The 19363-nt window shown below is 47.5% G+C and carries 15 protein-coding genes; 13 read left to right on the top strand and 2 right to left on the bottom strand.

Annotation, left to right across the window (positions count from 1 at the left end; genetic code table 11):
• The 7 genes from QD47_RS17935 to QD47_RS17905 form a co-directional block, all read left to right on the top strand.
• Positions 1-321: GNAT family N-acetyltransferase (locus tag QD47_RS17935; RefSeq protein WP_044647416.1), on the top strand; the 321-nt coding region annotated here is incomplete at its 5' end.
• A gap of 286 nt (positions 322-607) precedes the next feature.
• Positions 608-2224: an ABC transporter substrate-binding protein gene (locus QD47_RS17930; RefSeq protein ID WP_044647415.1), complete on the top strand. Its 1617-nt coding sequence runs from the start codon at positions 608-610 to the stop codon at positions 2222-2224.
• Between the two features lie 51 nt (positions 2225-2275).
• Positions 2276-3202: an ABC transporter permease gene (locus QD47_RS17925; RefSeq protein WP_044647413.1), complete on the top strand. Its 927-nt coding sequence runs from the start codon at positions 2276-2278 to the stop codon at positions 3200-3202.
• Between the two features lie 30 nt (positions 3203-3232).
• Positions 3233-4129 carry an ABC transporter permease gene (locus QD47_RS17920; RefSeq protein WP_044647412.1) on the top strand — a complete coding sequence of 299 codons (897 nt, stop codon included), beginning with the start codon at positions 3233-3235 and terminating at the stop codon, positions 4127-4129.
• Between the two features lie 44 nt (positions 4130-4173).
• A complete protein-coding gene (locus QD47_RS17915; RefSeq protein ID WP_044647411.1) occupies positions 4174-6306 on the top strand; it encodes an ABC transporter ATP-binding protein in 2133 nt (710 codons plus the stop codon).
• Positions 6307-6416: 110 nt separating this feature from the next.
• A complete protein-coding gene (locus tag QD47_RS17910) occupies positions 6417-7589 on the top strand; it encodes a M20 metallopeptidase family protein (RefSeq protein ID WP_044647410.1) in 1173 nt (390 codons plus the stop codon).
• Between the two features lie 487 nt (positions 7590-8076).
• The gene (locus tag QD47_RS17905) at positions 8077-11151 is read left to right on the top strand and encodes a X2-like carbohydrate binding domain-containing protein (RefSeq protein ID WP_044647409.1); all 3075 of its coding nucleotides are present in this window, start codon (positions 8077-8079) and stop codon (positions 11149-11151) included.
• 440 nt (positions 11152-11591) lie between these two features.
• Here the strand turns inward: QD47_RS17905 and QD47_RS17895 are convergent, their stop codons facing one another.
• Positions 11592-12509: an AEC family transporter gene (locus QD47_RS17895; protein ID WP_044647407.1), complete on the bottom strand. Its 918-nt coding sequence runs from the start codon at positions 12507-12509 to the stop codon at positions 11592-11594.
• A gap of 181 nt (positions 12510-12690) precedes the next feature.
• On the opposite strand from QD47_RS17895, the gene QD47_RS17890 reads away from it, so the two are divergent.
• Positions 12691-13479, top strand: coding sequence for an SDR family oxidoreductase (locus QD47_RS17890; RefSeq protein WP_044647406.1), 789 nt, complete (start codon positions 12691-12693; stop codon positions 13477-13479).
• Between the two features lie 101 nt (positions 13480-13580).
• Here QD47_RS17890 and QD47_RS17885 read toward each other — a convergent pair whose 3' ends face one another.
• Positions 13581-14309, bottom strand: coding sequence for a DsbA family oxidoreductase (locus QD47_RS17885; RefSeq protein ID WP_044647405.1), 729 nt, complete (start codon positions 14307-14309; stop codon positions 13581-13583).
• A 212-nt stretch (positions 14310-14521) separates the two neighbouring features.
• On the opposite strand from QD47_RS17885, the gene QD47_RS17880 reads away from it, so the two are divergent.
• The 5 genes from QD47_RS17880 to rbsC are packed head-to-tail and all read left to right on the top strand — an operon-like array spanning position 14522 to position 19354.
• A complete protein-coding gene (locus QD47_RS17880) occupies positions 14522-15550 on the top strand; it encodes a LacI family DNA-binding transcriptional regulator (protein ID WP_044647404.1) in 1029 nt (342 codons plus the stop codon).
• Complete coding sequence (gene rbsK / locus QD47_RS17875; RefSeq protein WP_044647403.1) at positions 15543-16421, top strand: ribokinase; 879 nt, start codon at positions 15543-15545, stop codon at positions 16419-16421. The genes QD47_RS17880 and rbsK overlap by 8 nt, the downstream gene beginning before the upstream one ends.
• Position 16422: 1 nt before the next feature.
• A complete protein-coding gene (gene rbsD / locus QD47_RS17870; RefSeq protein ID WP_044647402.1) occupies positions 16423-16857 on the top strand; it encodes a D-ribose pyranase in 435 nt (144 codons plus the stop codon).
• Between the two features lie 45 nt (positions 16858-16902).
• On the top strand, positions 16903-18384 hold the full coding sequence (locus QD47_RS17865) for a sugar ABC transporter ATP-binding protein (RefSeq protein WP_044647401.1): 1482 nt from the start codon (positions 16903-16905) through the stop codon (positions 18382-18384).
• 1 nt (position 18385) lies between these two features.
• The gene (gene rbsC / locus QD47_RS17860) at positions 18386-19354 is read left to right on the top strand and encodes a ribose ABC transporter permease RbsC (protein ID WP_014281544.1); all 969 of its coding nucleotides are present in this window, start codon (positions 18386-18388) and stop codon (positions 19352-19354) included.
• Positions 19355-19363: the final 9 nt, after the last annotated feature.

The following is a 19363-nucleotide window of genomic DNA, read 5'->3' as shown; positions in this document are numbered from 1 at the left end:
ACACGACGACTTTTTCTAATCTGGAGGCAGGACGTTCCAGTAGGTTTCGCATTGGTTGACCGAATGTCCAGCAATCGGGAGGCTGACTACTACATGGCTGAGTTCTTTGTGCTTCGTCCTTATCGGCATAATGGGGTCGGTACTTGGGCGGCTCATGAGCTGTTTGGACGTTTTGCCGGGCGTTGGAAGGTGACGCAGATGAGCACGAACAGGCCAGCACAGTCCTTTTGGCGTAAGGTGATTGGCAGTTATACGGATGGGGAGTACAGGGAGCAGATTCATCCGGTACGAGGGAATATAAGTCAGTTTTTCAATACCTGAAAAATTCAAAACTGTGATTAGCTGCAAAAATGAGTCGGGGAGAGCATCCTGTCGGCTCTTTTTTGCGTTGTCAATTTAAGTCTTCTATCCATCCATAGATCATTCCAATTAGAACTTGCATTGACACTATAAAAACACGGGTATACAGTTATTTGTACAATTCATATATATCTGATTGGAATTATCAACAATGTGGCATCGGCTCCAAATATGCAATGCATTCATAAAATTACCCACGAGAACGGAGAGTGTTTTACAAGTGAAACGAACAAGTCGATATGCGAAAATGTTAGCTCTAACCCTGTCGCTGGTGCTGGTATTATCGGCATGCTCAGGCAATGGAGGAGCGAATTCTACGAATACTGGGGCAAATGCAGCGGGAGGCGGGCAAGCCGCAGAAGGTGGGGACCTGACCTATGCGCTGGCGACATCGCCGGATTCACTGGACCCGCATAAGAGTGGCTTGGCGGTAGCATCCCGGGTGTATCGGGGGATATTCGACAATTTGGTTGTAAAGCTGCCGGACAATACAATTAAGCCTTGGCTGGCGACCGAATGGAGCGTTTCCGAGGATGGCAAAAGCTATACGTTCAAGCTGCGCAAGGACGTCAAGTTCCATGACGGAACTCCGTTTAATGCGGAAGCAGTCAAATTCAGCTATGACCAGATTATTGATCCGCAAGCTGTAGTTGGTAATGCTGCTAACTTGCTGGCCCCGTATGAATCCTCACAAGTAATAGACGAATACACGATTAAGCTGAATCTGAAACGACCATCGCAGGCATTTTTGAGCAATTTAAGTATTCCGGCAGTAGCTATTGTTTCTCCTGCAGGAGTCAAGAAATATGGAGATCAATTCGGCAAGCATCCGGTGGGCACAGGCCCCTTCAAGTTTGTAAAATGGGACGAAAATGCAGAAATCAAAATTGAGCGTAACCCGGATTACAAATGGGCGCCGGAAACCATTGAGAACAAGGGAGCACCGTATTTAGATAGCGTGACCTTTAAAATCGTGCCGGAGGAAGCGACACGGATCGGCAGTGTGCAGAGCGGGCAGGCATTGGCCGCAGAAACAGTTCCGCCGCAAAATATTTTAACGCTGAGGAGTGACCCTAATTTTCAATTGCTGCAGGTCAATACCCTGGGTTTACCATACACGCTGTTCATTAACCAAAAGAAGGCACCGTGGAATGAATTGAAGGCCAGACAGGCGTTGCAATACGGTATTGATGTGGGGACGATTGTCAAAACGCTTTACCTGGGTACCTATGAGCAGGCTTGGTCGCCACTCACTCCGGGTATTTTTGGATATGATAAATCACTGGAAAACGGCTTGCAGCCGGATGCTAACAAAGCCAATCAGTTGCTGGATGAACTGGGTTGGGTCAGAGGTGCGGATGGTTTCCGAGTGAAGGATGGAAAACGTCTGACGCTGCATTATGTAGACGGCACGCCGAACCGTGAAAAACGCAACGACATTGCAGCCATTATTCAGCAGCAGCTGAAGAAAATCGGTGTTGATGTGAAGATTGAAATTACCAAGGATGTTGCAACAGTTGTATATACGAACGGAAACTATGATTTCTACGGGAATAGCCAGGTCAATGTGGACCCGAACGCGTTATATGCTTTTTACCACACAGCGGCTCCGAATCAGCGGCCTACACTGCCTAACTTCTCCAATGCTGAGGTCGATAAGCTGTTGGAGCAGGGCGCTATTGAAAAGGATGATGCCAAGCGGGAGGGAATTTACAAAAAAGTACAACAATTGATCCGTGATCAGGCCGTTATCATTCCGATTTATGTATTCCCTTATACCGTTGGAGCCGCCAAGTCGGTGCAAGGTCTTAAATTCGATTTAGTGGGTTATCCGCTGTTCAACGATGTTCGCATTCAAAAATAATATGGCTAAATTGTTTCTGGCGAGCCATCCAGACGGAAAGGAGTGTGCTTCATGATCAGAGCTGTTGTAGAACGACTGGTTACCTCTTTGTTGGTGATTGTGGGTTCTTGTATTCTGGTGTTCAGTATTTTGTATCTGCTTCCGGGGGACCCGATGGATTCTATTCTGGACCCTTCGACGGCCACGCCAGAAATGATCGCCAATTTGCGTCATAAGTTGGGAGTGGATCAGCCTTTTCATGTTCAGTTTTTGAATTATTTCGGAAATCTGCTACAAGGTGATTTTGGAAAATCACTCCTCAATGCTGATCCGGTGCTACCTAAAATATGGGTCAATCTCCCGCCAACATTGGCTTTGACGCTTGCCGGTTCTGCTATTTCGGTCATCATTGGTGTCCTGCTTGGAGTGCTGTCGGCCATTCATCGGAATAAGCCAATTGATATCATCGCGCGAATCGTCGGATTGTTCGGCATTTCCATGCCCACATTCTGGTCAGGAATTCTGTTGTTGCTCATTTTCTCCATTCATTTGGGGTGGCTACCTGCAATGGGCTCGGACGGCTGGAAAACACTTGTGCTTCCGTCTCTCACTTTGGGCATTGTCGGTGCAGGGTTTATTGTCAGAATGGTACGTAACAGTATGCTGGAGGTCATTAATGAGCAGTTTATCGTTACGCTCCGTTCCAAAGGCTTATCGGAGAAGGTCATTATGTACCGTCATGCACTACGCAATGCGTTGATTCCGGCGATAACGATGATTGGGATGCTGATGGGAGAAATGCTGGCCGGAGCAGTTGTGAGTGAGACGGTATTTTCGCGACAAGGTATTGGACGTTTAATTGCGGATGCGATAATGGCTAAGGATTTACCAGTTGTGCAGGGAGTTGTGTTGTTCTCTGCCATCATGTACGTGATCGTAAATCTATTGGTGGATATATCTTATACATTCATTGATCCGAGGGTTAGACGCTCGGCGTAAGTCGGCAGGAATAAGGGAGGAGGAAGACAGTTGAGAGAAACGATGGCGGCCAAAACAGTCTGGAAGGAAAGAAAGCAGCGGGTTGTTCGGAAAACCGGAAGATTACGGTTCGGAGGAGTGTCGGATGGATTCGTATATGCGGCAGGGCTAGTTATTGTGTTCGTAATCGCCTGTGCAGCGTTTCCGCAATGGATTGCTTCCTATGCGCCAACAGAAATGTTAAGCGACCAGATTTTACAGGGCCCAAGCGCTGCTCACTGGTTAGGAACGGACTATTTTGGACGGGATGTATTCAGTCTGGTCGTTTACGGAAGTAGGGATTCCCTGTTTATCGGCTTTATGTCGGTGCTCGTCGGTGGGTTGGCCGGGGGAATCATCGGGGCGCTGTCAGGCTACATTGGTGGCATCGTAGATACAGTGCTGATGCGATTTATTGATATTTTGATGACTATTCCCGGCATTCTACTGGCTTTGGCGATTGCGGCAGCTCTCGGGCCGAGCTTGTTTAATATCGTACTGGCGGTAGCCATATCTGCTGTTCCGGGTTACGCAAGGGTCATGCGGGGACAGATAATGAGTATAAAAGGACGTTCTTACGTTACGGCTTCACGCTCCATCGGAGTTACACCTTTCGGCATCTTTTGGCGACATGTGCTTCCTAATTCCCTGTCACCTTTGCTCGTGATGGCGACGCTTGGAATCGGAAGCGCTATTTTGGCCGGATCGGGATTAAGCTTTCTGGGGCTTGGCACGGTAAAGGAAATTCCGGACTGGGGAACGGTATTGTCTCAGGGACGCGGGTATTTGACAGTGGCTTGGTGGATATGCACCTTTCCTGGTCTAGCCATTACGTTGTTCGTGCTGTCGGTCAATATTTTGGGCGACAAGCTGAGAGATGAGCTGGACCCGAAAAAGAACGCAAACTAGCATCAGGCAGCCTATTCGTTAGTGCTGTAGAAGGAGGGAGTCGTTTGTCATCATTGCTGGAGATTGAACATTTGTCGGTCGATTTTCACACTAAAAAAGGTTTGCTGCAAGCACTCGACAACGTATCGCTGACGATAGGGGCGGGGGAAACGGTCTGCCTCGTTGGTGAATCCGGTAGCGGAAAAACGATTACCTCCAAGGCGATTATGCGGCTGATCGATTATGAGAACGGGCGAATTGCCCAAGGGCAAATACGGTTGAAGGGCATAGATTTGACCGTTTTATCACAGCAGGAATTACGCTCACTTCGCGGCAAAAAGATGGCGATGGTATTTCAGGAGCCGATGGCGGCGTTTGATCCGGTGTACACTATTGGATATCAGCTGATGGAAATCATTATGGAGCATGATCGGAAGACACGGAAGCAAGCGTGGGCTCATGCTGTTCGTTTGCTAAACAGAGTAGGGATTCCTGAGCCGGAAATCCGTATGAAGCAGTATCCCGGAGAGCTGTCTGGCGGGATGCTGCAACGGGCGATGATTGCGATGGCGCTGTCATGTGGCCCTGAGTTGCTGATTGCGGATGAACCGACGACGGCGCTGGATGTAACGATTCAATCCCAAATTTTGCAGTTGCTTCAGGAATTAAAGGCGGAATTCAACATGTCGATTCTGTTGATTACGCATGATTTGGGTATTGCGGCGGAGGTTGCGAATCGAATTGTCGTGATGTATGCCGGGCGAGTCGTGGAGCAGGCCACAACGGAAAAACTGTTCGAGCTGCCGCTGCACCCGTACACAAGAGGCTTGCTTCGTTCGGTGGCAACGCTGGATACAGATCGCAGCAGCAAGCTGTTTTCGATCCCGGGGGCCATCCCCAGTCTGAGTGCGTTGCCGTCCGGCTGCTTGTTTCACCCGCGTTGCCCGCATGCGACGGAACAATGCAAAAACGAAACGCCTCCGTTGGCTGCCAAGGATGGACGCGAGGTAGCTTGCTGGCATTCGGAGCAGTTGGCTGCGTCCGGTGATTGGCGCATTTCAGAGCTATCGGTGGAAGGGCGAGTCTCGGCAGATGCTGTCGAAGAAGCGTCAGAAGTAAAGGAAGAAGTGACGTATGTATCTGCTGTTGATGGGGTCAAAGTGAGTGGTGATGGCGTACAGGTAAAGGAATCTGCAAAATCCAGTGTAACTGTTGCGGACACAGGGCATGACAAGCAGAATTTGTTCCGGGTGGATGGACTTCGCAAGTATTATCCAGTGAAAAGAAGCTTTTCCGGTCGGGCAGGTGCTTCCATCCGGGCGGTGGATGATGTATCGTTTTCGATCCGTCAGGGTGAAACCTTTGGACTAGTCGGCGAATCCGGCAGTGGTAAGTCTACTTTAGGCCGCCTTCTGATGCAGTTGGAACGCCCAACCTCAGGGCAGGTATGGTTTCAGGATCGGGAGCTGACAAAGTTAGGGAATTCCGAATTACGATCTGCCCGCCGTGATATGCAGATGATTTTTCAAGACCCTTACGGGTCGCTTGATCCGCGTTGGAATGTGGGGGATATTATCGGTGAACCGCTGGCGGTTCATGAAGGGCTGAATGGCAAGGCCAAACGGGAACGAGTCGAGGAACTGCTGAGTGCAGTCGGATTGTCGCCTTCGCTGATCACGCGGTATCCGCATGAATTTTCGGGAGGCCAGCGCCAGCGGATCGGGATTGCTCGTGCAATTGCGCTGCAACCGCAGTTTATTTTGGCGGATGAGGCAGTTTCGGCTTTGGATGTTTCTGTTCAGGCGCAAATTGTCAATCTGCTTCAGGATTTACAGCGCAAGCTGGATACGACCTATTTGTTTATCGCGCACGGATTGCACATTGTCCGACATATATCGGACCGGATTGGGGTCATGTACTTGGGTAAGCTCGTAGAAATTGCGCCAAGCGAGGAGATTTTCCGGCATCCGGCACATCCCTATACCCGAGGGCTTGTTGCTTCCATACCCAATCCGAATCCGAAAAACCGACGGGAGCTAATTACGGTACAAGGTGAGATTCCTTCGCCTGCGAAGCCACCGTCAGGCTGTCGTTTTCATACTCGTTGTCCGCTGGCGACCTCGCGTTGTCGTGAGGAAGCGCCGGAACTGACAGCGATTGGCACAGGACATTATGCCGCTTGTCACTACCCGACCTAAATCAAAGACATATCTTCTTTGGCTTGTTATCGGCAGATAGAAGATTCTACAGTAAATTCATGGTAAGATAAACATATAATTATATAAAGTCAATAGGAAAAGAGGGTATTATGCTAGAGAAATGGGTTCAGGAATTGAAAGACGGTGAGCAAGATCTGATTGCGTGGAGAAGACATCTGCATCAGCATCCCGAGCTTTCTTTTGAAGAAACGAATACGTCTGCATTTATCGCCGATCAATTGCGCTCTTTTGGTATTGAGGTAAGAACGAATGTGGGTGGAAACGGTGTGCTCGGGTTTTTAGAGGGCGGCCAGCCGGGTAGAACGATTGCGTTTCGTGCTGATTTTGATGCGCTTCCCATACAGGATGAAAAGGATGTGCCTTATAAATCCACCGTTCCTGGCGTTATGCATGCTTGTGGACATGATGGTCATACGGCTGCGCTGTTAGGAGTGGCACGCGTGTTGAGCCATAACCGTGAGACGCTGAAGGGAAAGCTTGTGTTTATTTTTCAACATGCGGAAGAAAAACCGCCTGGTGGAGCCAAGTTCATGATTGAGGATGGCTGTCTGGATGGGGTGGAGGCGGTATACGGTATTCACCTCGCATCTGAAATTCCACTTGGTAAAATTGGATTAAAGAGTGGGCCCGCCATGGCGGCTGTCGATGCATTTACGATTCAGATCAATGGCAAAGGCGGGCATGGCGCGCGACCGCATCAGACGGTAGACTCTATTGTCATCGGTAGCCAAATTGTGAATGGATTACAGCAGGTGGTCAGCCGCAGGGTGGACCCTATTGAATCAGCAGTGTTGACCATTGGTGTTTTTCAGGCGGGAACCGCCTTCAATGTCATTGCGGATAAGGCTAAAATTGAAGGGACCGTGCGTACGTTTAATAAAGAAGTGCGCAAGGAAGTCGAGAATGAAATTCGCAGTATCGTCAAGGGCTTGACTGAGGCTTATCATGCAGGATATGAAATTGACTATCTGAATGGCTATCCTTCTCTGGTGAATGCCGAAGCCGAAACCGAACGTGTTCGCGAGCTTGTCGGCAGGCTGTATGGAGCAGACGCTTTTCTGGATCTGAAGCCGGTCATGGGAGCAGAGGATTTTGCTTATTATTTGGAGAAACGGCCAGGAGCTTTCATTCATGTGGGGGCGCGTAATGAGGATGAACGAACACATTATGCTCACCACCATCCTCATTTTGATTTTGATGAGCGTGCATTGCTTGTGTCAGGCCACATATTTTTGGCGCTTGCGCTTGAATATTTGCAATAATAAAGGGTATATTTAAAGTTTATCGATGGCATTCACGTAAATCGGAACCGCGCATAGCGCGGTTTTTTGGCGTATATCAAAGTATTTTGACAGATATTAAAGAATGAGAAATGAAGTAATTATTTCAATATATGAAAAATTCATAATAGTAATATATAAAAGGTATCAACGCACAGGAGAAGTATCAAACCCACATTGTAAGCCGCAGAGCAAGTGATGATATTAACATAATCTTGATTTTTTACACAAGGAACCGAGAAAAAGATGACGAATCTATTGAGCAAGATAAAATGTAAGCGTTTTATAAAAAGTAATTCCTGTTGCATTTCATTGATAACGACTGGGGGTGAGGCCGAGAGAAGTTTTTATTAGACTATGTTGGTTGTTGGAAAGACAATCATTAGGAACGAATCTGGAATCGACTGATTTCTTTCATCTGGAAATGACTCGCATATTCAAATGAAAATAGAGAAGGAGGTTGAATTCATTGACTAAGGCAAAAAGCAGGTTTAGGATCGCGTGTTTGGCGCTTGTGGTAGCGGGTGCTTCCTGGGCAGGGTTGATAACGTCGTCACATGCTGCCGCTCCAAGTGATGAGTACACCTGGAAGAGTGTGGTCACGGGTGGAGGTGGCGGTTTTGTGCCTGGTATCATTTTTAATGAGAAGGAAAAAAATCTGATCTATGCCCGTACGGATATTGGAGGTGCTTATCGCTGGAATCCCGCTGACGAGAGCTGGATTCCGTTGACGGATTCTGTGGGTTGGGAAGATTGGAACAAAAATGGCGTAGATGCGTTGGCGACCGATCCTGTTGATCCGAATCGTGTATATATAGCTACAGGTACGTATACCAATTCCTGGGACAAGCAAAACGGGCAGATTATGCGATCGACAGACCGGGGCAATACGTGGCAGACAACAAAGCTTCCTTTTAAGGTGGGAGGCAATATGCCAGGACGCTCGATGGGCGAACGTCTGACGATTGATCCTAATAAGAACAATATTTTGTTCTTCGGGGCACGGAGCGGTAATGGATTATGGAAAAGCTCGGATTATGGGGCAACCTGGAGCAAGGTGAGCAGCTTTCCGAATCCGGGCACGTATGTACAGGACCCTTCCAATGAGTACACCAGTGATATTGTCGGTTTGGCCTGGATTACGTTTGACAAAAAGACGGGCTCTGCCAGTAAAGCAACACAGACGATCTATGTAGGTGTTGCGGATAAAAAGCAAAGTGTCTATTGCAGTACAGATGGCGGGACAACCTGGTCCGCTGTAGCAGGACAGCCAACGGGCTATTTACCGCATCATGGCGTGTTGTCATCGGACGGCAACCTGTATATCTCTTATAGCGATGGAGCAGGTCCATATGACGGGACAAAGGGTGATGTGTGGAAATTGAATACAGCCAGCGGACAATGGACCAATATAAGTCCTGTTGCCAGTAGCAGCACGGACAATTATTTTGGATATGGTGGACTGACAGTAGATGCGCAGAAGCCGGGTACTCTGATGGTGGCTACGCTAAATTCCTGGTGGCCGGATGCAACGATTTATCGCAGCACCGACAGCGGGGCAACCTGGAGCCCCATTTGGGAATTTGATGGTTATCCAACTCGCAAGCTGAAATACAATTTGGATATAACAGCTGCACCTTGGCTGACTTTCAATGCCAACCCTGCTCCGCCGGAACTATCGCCCAAGCTGGGCTGGATGATCGGGGATCTGGAGATTGATCCATTTAATTCAGACCATATGTTGTACGGCACAGGAGCTACGATTTACGGCTCCAAAAATGTGACCAACTGGGACAAAGGCAGCAAGCTGGACATTTCGGTAGCAGCTAAGGGATTAGAGGAAACGGCGATCTTGGATCTTGTAAGCCCTCCAACCGGTGCGCCTTTGGTGAGTGCAGTAGGGGATGTCTCCGGGTTCAGACATGACGATCTGTTCAAGGCTCCAGCTAAAATGCTGGATAATCCCACTTTTACAAGCAGTGAAAGTATCGACTATGCCGAGCTGAATCCAGCTTTTATGGCGCGGGTAGGCAAAGCCGATTACAAAAAAGATCCGAATGCCAAATCCATCGGCTTCTCCAATGATGGCGGAGCAAACTGGTATAAAGCGAACAGTGAGCCTTCAAGCACAGCAGGAGGGGGAAGCATAGCCGTTGCGGCAGATGGTAATGGCTTACTCTGGAGTACCTCGGACAAAGGCGTATTTTACTCCAAAACAGGCGGCAACTCATGGACCGCAAGTACAGGTATTCCAGCAAACGCGAAGATTGCCTCGGATCGGGTGAATTCCAACAAATACTATGCGTTCGCGGCCGGAAAAATATTTGTCAGCACCAATGGAGGCGTATCGTTCACCGCCTCGGCGGTATCTGGCTTGCCAACCGTAGGTAATGCCGACATTGATGCAGTACGTGGAGTAGAAGGGGATGTGTGGTTCGCTGGGGGCTCTGAGGATGGAGGGCCATACGGCTTGTGGCATTCCAAGGATTCCGGTGTTACGTTCACGAAGCTCGCTAATGTGCAGGAGGCAGACTTTGTAGGCTTTGGTAAAGCAGCACCGAATCGTACCAATGCAGCTGTATTCATCGTTGGTAAAATCGACGGTACACGCGGATTTTACCGTTCGGACGATGCTGGCGCAAACTGGGTACGCATTAATGACGACAAGCATCAATATGCTCGAGTGACTACCATTATTGGTGACCCCCGAGTTTATGGACATGCTTATCTGGGGACAAATGGCCGCGGCATTCTGGTGGCGGATCGAGTGAACGGTGATCAACCATCTGCAGGTCAGTCCAGCATTACGCCGACGACTGCAACCTATGGACCGGATAATACCAATGCTGATATTTCCGTAAAGCTTACACTTAGCGGAAATACGTTAGACGCCATCCAGCAGGGCAGCGTAGTGCTGAATAAAGGTGAAGATTATACGCTCAATGGCGAAACGGTTACCTTCTCCAATAAGTATTTGTCCAAACTCCCTAAAGGAGATACAGTGCTAACGTTTCATTTTAATGCAGGTAGTGATGTGCAGTTTACGGTGACAGTAAAGGAAAATACACCAAGCGAGCCGGGAACAGAACAGGGTGTTCTCAAGGTACAGACCTTCAATGGGAATGTATCCGAAACAAGTAATACGATCAGCTCCAAGTTTAAAATTACGAATACAGGAACCTCGTCCGTTTCCCTTGCGAATGTGACGCTGCGTTATTATTACACTATAAATGGGGAGAAGTCCCAAAATTTCTTTGCAGATTGGTCAAGTGTTGGTCCTGAGAATGTGATCGCCAGCTTCAAAACACTGTCCAATCAGAAACCGGGAGCAGATTCTTATGTGGAAATTGGCTTTAAGCCAGGGGCGGGTTCTTTAAATCCCGGTCAAAGTGTGGAACTGCAAACACGGATATCCAAAGCGGATTGGAGCAATTACACCCAAACCGATGATTATTCCTTTGATGCCACAGCAACCAGTTTAAAAGATTCCACTAGGGTAACTGCTTACTTGTCTGGAAGCAAGCAATGGGGGATAGAGCCGTAAACCCTGATAAGGCAAGCGAAATCCGAACGAAAAGGGCACTATTGCTAAAATGGCTAAACTGCTTTGCAGCATTTAGCATAAGAATAATTCTAGAGCCAGCCACTCCTGATGAGCGAGCTGGCTTTATTTTTGTTGGCATTATTGATTCTCAGTCGATAATATAATTATTTCACTATATGAAAAATTCTCAATAGATAAACAATTCTTTCTCGCACACGATCTCCACAAAACACACATCCACTTTAATCAGGAAAAAGGAAAATCATCCCGAACGTATGTTCTTTTTTTGAGAAAAAAATGCTCTTGTCCTCAGACAAAAGCGGTTCCATATAAGTCGAACACGAAAAAATGAACGTTAAAAACGGAGTAGGCGGAATAGTGCTGTACAAGCGAAGTGGTGGCGATGGGAAGCACTATTCGGCTTGTATAATCCAATCAAATCAAACAAGATACCGGGATGCTGAAATCAACAGTGTCATTGTAATGACATTCACAATGGTAGAAAGAAGTACCGTTTGAGCTGCGAAATCGGGTTCATTTTTATATTCTTCTGCCAGAATACTTGTATTAACACCGGTAGGCATACCAGATGCAATCAGCAGGGCTTGAGCAGGAATCCCTTTAAGCCCAAGCAGGAGTACGAGCAAAAAACCGACCGCAGGACCGGCAATCAGACGCAGCACCATACTGATATACACGGCTGTACGCCGCAGACGAAAGGGATATTGCACAATTTGCGCTCCTAAGGTAAGCAGTGCAACGGCAACCATCGACTGGCTGATATAATTCAACGGCTCTGCCAGTAAATTGGGCAATGGACTGTGCAACAGATTCAACAGCAAGCCCAGCACGAGGGCATAAGGAACCGGCATTTTCAAAAAATTAATCAGAATTTTTCGACTGTCGGCCTTGCCGTTTTGTACAACAAAAGTACCGTATGTAAACGTGACAAAGCTTTGAAAGGTCATAATCAGTGCTTGAACGGACGTAGCCAGCGGATCACCTTTGAATACTAACTGATTGATCGGTAGGCCGTAATTTCCAGAATTATCAAGCATGACACTGTTTGTAAAAGCTCCCCGCATTCCGGGGCTATACTTCAGAGATCTGGCAACAGTCGTACTGATGACGTACAAAATGGTTATGTACAAGGCGTAAAAAAGAGAAACCTCGCCCATGAGCATTAACGAAATTTCCGAGTTATAAAGACCAGTAAACACAACCGCAGGGGTAATATAGTAAAAATTGATCTTAGCTAAGGTATACAAATCCAGTCGAAAATAATATTGCATGATACAACCAAAACCGATGAGTACAAAAATAGGTAAAACCACGTCTAAAAGAATGGTGCCGAACATATCTGGTTCATCTTCTTTCTATTGTGCGATTTCTTAAAAATGCATGTGCATTGTCCATTATACTGTGGAAATAGGTTGGGCGTATAATGAAATTTTATATAACCCAAGAGGGGCTACTCGCATTACGTGCTGTTCATGTGTACAATTAAATAGAGAACACAGAGAAAAGGGAGTGGCATAGATGGATTTAGGATTAACGGGAAAAGCTGCCTTTGTTGCAGGCTCCAGCAAAGGACTTGGCAAGGCAAGCGCACAGGAGCTGGCACGTGAAGGTGCGAATGTCGTGATTTCGGGACGGGACGAAGCAGAGCTTCAACATACACAGGCTGAACTCCAAGAAACGGCCAGCGGGCGCGTCGAATATGTGGTTTGCGATGTAACGAAACCTGAACATATTTCCGAAGCTATCCGTCGTACAGCAGATTTGTTCAGCACCGTCGATATTTTAGTTAACAATGCGGGCGGGCCTCCTGCGGGAACCTTTGATGATTTTACGGATGAAGTTTGGCTGCAAGCCTTTGAGCAAAATTTGCTTAGTCATATCCGGTTAATTCGTGAAGCTCTACCTTATATGAAAAAACAACAAAGCGGCCGAATTTTAAATATTGCATCCTCGTCGGTTAAGCAGCCGATTCCGGGTCTTATTATCTCGAATACACTACGTACGGGTGTCGCTGGATTGGCGAAAACACTGTCTCTGGAATTAGCTCCTTACAATATCCTGGTACATACCGTAGCGCCGGGAAGAATCGCAACCGATCGTGTGCGAAGCTTGGACGAGCATCGGGCCGAGAAGACTCAGCAAACTTTGGATCAGGTTCGCAAGCAAGCAGAAGAGGGTATTCCGTTGGGAAGATATGGGGAGCCGGAAGAGTTCGGGAGGGTGATTGCCTTTCTGGCATCTGAAGCCTCGTCCTATTTGACAGGCAGCACCATTCTTGTCGATGGTGGGATGATCAAATCGTTGTAACAAATATTAAAAAAGCGCGCCAGCATACGGTCTAATCTGATGCGGCACGCTTTTTTAATGAAAATTCATTAAGAGGTTGTGAATCGCTGTTCACCGGCCAATCAGTTCTCGCGGCGTGGAAGCTCACAACCGTCGTCTGTGCATACACCACCTGCATCGTCTGCGGAGGAGCTTGCGCTTACCATCGTGAACGGAGAGCGTTCGTCCCATGCTTTTTGCAGGGCATCATGGAATACCTCGTCCGGCTGAGCACCCGAAACAGCAAATTTACGATCAAAAACAAAGAATGGCACACCACTAACACCCAACTCAGCACCCTCGGCTTCATCGGCTCTAACTTCATCCGTATAGCGATCACTGGCCAGCACAGCAGCGGCTTCGTCTCGATCTAGACCAACCTCGGCAGCCAGCGCCGTCAGCACTTCAGGGTCACCTGTATGCTTGCCTTCTATGAACACAGCCTGGAATAAGCGCTCGCTCAGCTCCAGCATTTTGCCTTGTGTTTGAGCCCAAAGCGTTAAGCGGTGGGCATCCAGCGAGTTGGTTGGCACCATCGCATGAATATTGTACTCCAGACCCGCCGAGCGTGCGTTTTCGTTCATACGATCATTCATAGCCTGAGCCTCTTGCAGACTGACGCCATACTTGGCCGACAGCTCTTCATTGATCGTTTTACCACTATCTTTTACAGCGTCCGGGTTCAGCTCAAAGCTCTTAAACGTCAATTTCACCTCATCGTGGTGCGGGAATTGCTGCAATACTTGTTCCAAACGGCGTTTGCCGATATAACAGAACGGACACATATAATCAGACCAAACTTCGATATTCATAAGGAAAAGCCTCCATGTATACGTATTTTATCGAGTAACCGGGAGTGAGTAAGCTCACGTTTAGATTTTTTATCAAAGGTGAAACTTAATAAGTTACATTAGAATTATAAGGCCAAAGCCTGATGCGTGCAAATATTTAATACTTGTCAAAAAATAAATGCTGTGATATTTTATATGTGTAACCGGTTACACATTGGAGTTGAAACTACACAATGACAACAATCAAACAGGTCGCCAGCTTTGCAGGCGTTTCCGTAGCGACCGTATCCAGGGTTATTAATGAAACCGGATATGTGCATGAGGATACACGCCGCAAGGTTGAGGCCGCTGTTAAGCAACTAAATTACAAACCCAACGAAGTTGCACGTTCTCTGTATAAAAAGAAATCCAGATTGATCGGCCTGCTTCTGCCGGATATTACGAATCCTTACTTTCCCTTGCTAGCACGTGGGGTGGAGGATCGAATGCAGGAAAATGATTTTCGAATTATTTTTGGCAATAGTGATGAGGATCGGCAAAAAGAACTGGATTACATGGATACCTTTATTCAAAATAATGTCGTTGGCGTCATTTCATCTACAAATGATCCCAATGCTGATTGCTACGCCAAGCTGAAAATCCCTGTCGTTTTTCTCGATCGAACTTCCAATGACAGTCCTTCCGTATATGCGGATGGTGCTCATGGCGGTCGACTTGCAGCGCAGGAAATCGTGGCCCGTGGTAGCAAACAAATTACGGTCATGCAGGGGCCGGCGCATATTCGTCCGGCACAGGATCGTTTTCGCGGGGCGGTTGAAGAACTTCAGCAATCGAGTATTGCTTATCATGTCGTCAAGACGACGTCCTTTTCGTTCAAGGAAGCCGAGCTGTGGGCCAAAGAGCTGTTCAACAAGCATCCTGATACAGACGGAGTCATTGCGAGTAACGATATTGTGGCTACAGCGGTGATGCACGAGGCACATAGATTAGGAAAGAAAATCCCGGATGATGTTCAGATTATCGGGTTTGATGATATACCGTTAAGCAGCTTGTTATTCCCGCCATTGTCAACGATCCGGCAGCCTGCGTATGAAATGGGATGGGAAGCAGCAGGCTTGCTGATTCAACTGATTGAGCAGTCGCAAGTAACGAAGTCAAGCGTACCTAATCTTCATTCGAGCATATTTACCCATCCAAGCATACAATTGCCTGTCAAATTTATTGAACGGGAAACGACCAGAAAGGTGGATTATCATGGCTAAAATCACGATTATCGGAAGCAGCTCTATGGATCTTGTAGTGACTTCATCCAAGCGCCCCGGCGCAGGAGAAACGGTACTGGGTGAAAGTTTTACAACCGTACCCGGGGGGAAAGGAGCCAATCAGGCAGTAGCTGCAGCCCGTCTCGGAGCGGATGTTACGATGATTGGACGCGTAGGGGATGATCATTTTGGTCAACAGATTTTACGGAACTATGAAGAAAATCATGTTCATGTTGGCTATGTGAAACCGGTTACACATATGGAAAGTGGCACAGCACATATCGTACTGGCTGAAGGTGATAACAGTATTGTCGTTGTAAAAGCAGCGAATAATGAAATAACTCCAGCCTATGTGGAGGAAGCACTCGATGTGATCCGAAATTCGGATATGGTGCTCATCCAACAGGAAATACCGGAGGAAACAGTCGTATACGTGAGCAAAATTTGCGCCAAGTATGAGGTGCCGCTGCTGCTGAATCCCGCTCCGGCTCGTGAGGTGGAAGCAAGTGTGATCGAGAACGCGACATATATTACGCCAAATGAGCATGAAGCTGCTATTATGTTCAAGGGCCAAAGCCTTCAAGAGGCACTGCGTCAATATCCGAACAAGCTGTTTGTTACTGAAGGCAGCAACGGTGTACGATTCTTCGACGGAGAACAGGAGGTCGTAGTTCCTACTTATAAAGTAGAAGCCGTGGATACGACAGGTGCAGGGGATACATTTAACGCTGCATTTGCGGTGGCGCTGGCTGAGGGGAAATCGCTGGCAGATAGTGTGAAATTCGCCAATCGTGCTGCATCGCTGTCCGTTACCAAGTTTGGGGCACAGGGTGGTATGCCAACGCGGCGTGAAGTGGAGGAACAATTATAATATGAAAAAACATGGAATCCTGAACAGTCATATATCCAAGGTACTGTCGGATCTCGGCCACACGGACTATATTGTCGTGGCCGATGCCGGCTTACCCATTCCTGAAGGCGTTACCAAAATTGATTTGGCTCTCAAATGGGGTGTACCGTCCTTTCAAGATGTCGTTGATGTGATCGCAGCTGACATGGTGATCGAAAAGGTAACGTTAGCTGAAGAAATTAAACAGGGGAATGAGGAAGCTTTACGGTATATTAGCCGCACATTTGCAGGGGAACAGTCAGTTAATTCGCAGACCACGGCGCAAACAGCCGCCATTGAGTTTTGTTCGCATGAGCAATTCAAGGAGTTGACCCGTCATGCCAAGGTGGTCATTCGCACAGGAGAAAATAAACCGTTTGCCAATTGTATTCTGCAGGCCGGGGTTTATTTTGGATAAAGTCTATTTTGGATAAGTTCATTTTGGATAAAAAGGAGGGGCAGCATGCGGATTCAAATGAAGGGAATTCACAAAGCCTTTGGAACCAATCAGGTGCTGAGTGGTGTTGATTTTGATCTCCGTGAAGGAGAAGTTCATGCACTCATGGGTGAAAATGGGGCAGGTAAATCAACACTTATGAATATTTTAATCGGACTGCATCGCCGTGATGAAGGGACGATTATCATTGACGGTCAGGAAACCTATTTTGCGAATCCTAAAGAGGCGGAGCAAAAGGGAATTGCTTTTATCCACCAGGAGCTGAATGTGTGGCCGGAAATGACGGTGCTGGAAAATCTGTTTATTGGGAAGGAAATGACATCCAAGTGGGGATTGCTGGATAGCACCAAAATGAAAGCGCTAGCAAATGAACAATTCGCTAAGCTTGCCGTGAATCTGCCTTTGAATGGTGAAGCAGGCGAGTGTTCCGTAGGTCAACAGCAGATGATTGAAATAGCCAAAGCATTGATGACGGATGCCAAAGTAATCGTAATGGATGAGCCGACAGCCGCGCTAACTGAACGGGAAATTCAAAAGCTGTTTGAGGTTATTACTTCCTTGAAAAAAGAAGGCGTTTCCATAGTGTATATTTCACACCGGATGGAGGAAATATTCGCAATCTGCGACCGGATTACCGTCATGCGTGATGGAAAAACAGTGGATACCCAAGCGATTCCCGATACTGATTTCGATGAGGTTGTCCGGAAAATGGTCGGCAGGGAGCTAACTGAGCGCTATCCGGCGAGAATACCTGCTTTGGGAGAAGTGGTGCTGGAGGTCAAAAATGCCTCGCACAAAGGTTTATTTGAAAATGTGAATTTTACCGTGCGATCCGGGGAAATTGTGGGCTTTTCAGGTTTGATGGGTTCGGGGCGAACAGAAATCATGCGAGCGCTTTTTGGATTGGATGCTTTAGATAGCGGTGAAATCCATGTGCGTGGAAAAAAGGTGACTATCCGCAAGCCGGATGACGCGGTTAAGCTGGGAATTGGCTTTATTACAGAGGACCGCAAGGATGAGGGATTGGTTTTGGATTTTTCGATCCGGGAAAACATGGTGCTGCCCAATCTGTTCAGCTTTACGTCAAAGGGATTTATTTCAGGCAAAAAAGAGCTGGATTTTGTTAATACATTAATTAAGCGCTTACAAATTAAGACACAATCAGGCGAAACGACGGTACGCAGTTTGTCAGGTGGCAATCAGCAAAAGGTGGTTATTGCCAAATGGGTGGGCATTGGCCCAAGCGTACTTATTCTTGACGAACCAACGAGAGGCGTGGATGTAGGTGCCAAACGGGAAATCTACCAGTTGATGAACGAGCTGACCGAGCGTGGAGTAGCGATCATTATGGTATCCTCAGAACTTCCCGAGGTGCTCGGCATGAGCGATCGTATTATCGTTGTGCATGAAGGTAAAATTAGCGGGGAACTGAGCAGGGAAGAAGCCACGCAAGAACACATTATGACGTTAGCTACAGGAGGACAGTAATATGACAACCATGAATGAAACAAAAGGTGGCAAAGGGTTTCAAATGTCGCAAATCACGCAAAAGCTCGGCCCGTTACTGGGACTCATTATTTTGGTCATCATCGTATCGGTCTTGAATCCCAGCTTTTTGGAACCGCTTAATATTCTAAATCTGTTGCGTCAAGTATCTATTAATGCGCTGATTGCGTTTGGTATGACTTTCGTGATTCTCACAGGTGGGATTGATTTGTCTGTCGGCTCGATCCTAGCTCTATCCAGTGCGTTTGTCGCAAATATGATGCTGGCCGGTTTCGATCCGATTTTGGCGATTATCATTGGCTGTGCGCTGGGTGGCGTCATGGGGATGATTAATGGCTTGATGATTACCAAAGGTAAAATGGCTCCGTTTATCGCTACACTAGCAACCATGACTATTTTTAGAGGATTGACGCTGGTCTATACCAACGGTAATCCCATTACAGGACTCGGAGACAGTCTGGTATTTCAGTTGTTCGGCCGCGGCTACCAGTTTGGCATTCCGGTTCCGGCGATTACAATGCTCATTACCTTTGCCGTACTGTGGATCATTTTGCATAAAACGCCGTTTGGACGCAAAACGTATGCCATCGGTGGTAACGAGAAGGCTTCGATTGTATCCGGTATTAAAGTACCGCGCGTGAAAATTTGGATTTACTCTCTGGCTGGAATGCTCTCTGCTTTGGCGGGTGCTATTTTGACCTCACGTTTGAACTCGGCGCAGCCGACAGCAGGTACTTCTTATGAACTGGATGCCATTGCGGCTGTCGTACTGGGTGGAACAAGCCTGTCGGGGGGACGCGGACGAATCGTAGGTACGTTGATCGGTGTACTCATTATCGGGACGCTGAACAATGGCTTGAATTTGCTGGGTGTGAACTCTTTTTATCAAATGGTGGTCAAAGGGATTGTAATCGCCATTGCTGTATTGATTGACCGCAAGAAATCAGCTTAATACGCCTAA

Source organism: Paenibacillus terrae, assembly GCF_000943545.1.
GTDB classification, from domain to species: Bacteria; Bacillota; Bacilli; order Paenibacillales; family Paenibacillaceae; genus Paenibacillus; species Paenibacillus terrae_A.
The sequence above is the reverse complement of the archived record's forward strand: the minus strand, read 5'-3'. Positions and strand labels throughout refer to the sequence as shown.

What these genes read in the sequence shown, in the direction of transcription:
- QD47_RS17930 (WP_044647415.1), top strand. Translation starts at nt 608, where the DNA reads ATGTTAGCTCTAACCCTGTCGCTGGTGCTGGTATTATCGGCATGCTCA.
- QD47_RS17925 (WP_044647413.1), top strand. Translation starts at nt 2,276, where the DNA reads ATGATCAGAGCTGTTGTAGAACGACTGGTTACCTCTTTGTTGGTGATT.
- QD47_RS17910 (WP_044647410.1), top strand. Translation starts at nt 6,417, where the DNA reads ATGCTAGAGAAATGGGTTCAGGAATTGAAAGACGGTGAGCAAGATCTG.
- QD47_RS17895 (WP_044647407.1), bottom strand. Translation starts at nt 12,509, where the DNA reads ATGTTCGGCACCATTCTTTTAGACGTGGTTTTACCTATTTTTGTACTC.
- QD47_RS17890 (WP_044647406.1), top strand. Translation starts at nt 12,691, where the DNA reads ATGGATTTAGGATTAACGGGAAAAGCTGCCTTTGTTGCAGGCTCCAGC.
- QD47_RS17885 (WP_044647405.1), bottom strand. Translation starts at nt 14,309, where the DNA reads ATGAATATCGAAGTTTGGTCTGATTATATGTGTCCGTTCTGTTATATC.
- QD47_RS17880 (WP_044647404.1), top strand. Translation starts at nt 14,522, where the DNA reads ATGACAACAATCAAACAGGTCGCCAGCTTTGCAGGCGTTTCCGTAGCG.
- rbsK (WP_044647403.1), top strand. Translation starts at nt 15,543, where the DNA reads ATGGCTAAAATCACGATTATCGGAAGCAGCTCTATGGATCTTGTAGTG.
- rbsD (WP_044647402.1), top strand. Translation starts at nt 16,423, where the DNA reads ATGAAAAAACATGGAATCCTGAACAGTCATATATCCAAGGTACTGTCG.
- QD47_RS17865 (WP_044647401.1), top strand. Translation starts at nt 16,903, where the DNA reads ATGCGGATTCAAATGAAGGGAATTCACAAAGCCTTTGGAACCAATCAG.
- rbsC (WP_014281544.1), top strand. Translation starts at nt 18,386, where the DNA reads ATGACAACCATGAATGAAACAAAAGGTGGCAAAGGGTTTCAAATGTCG.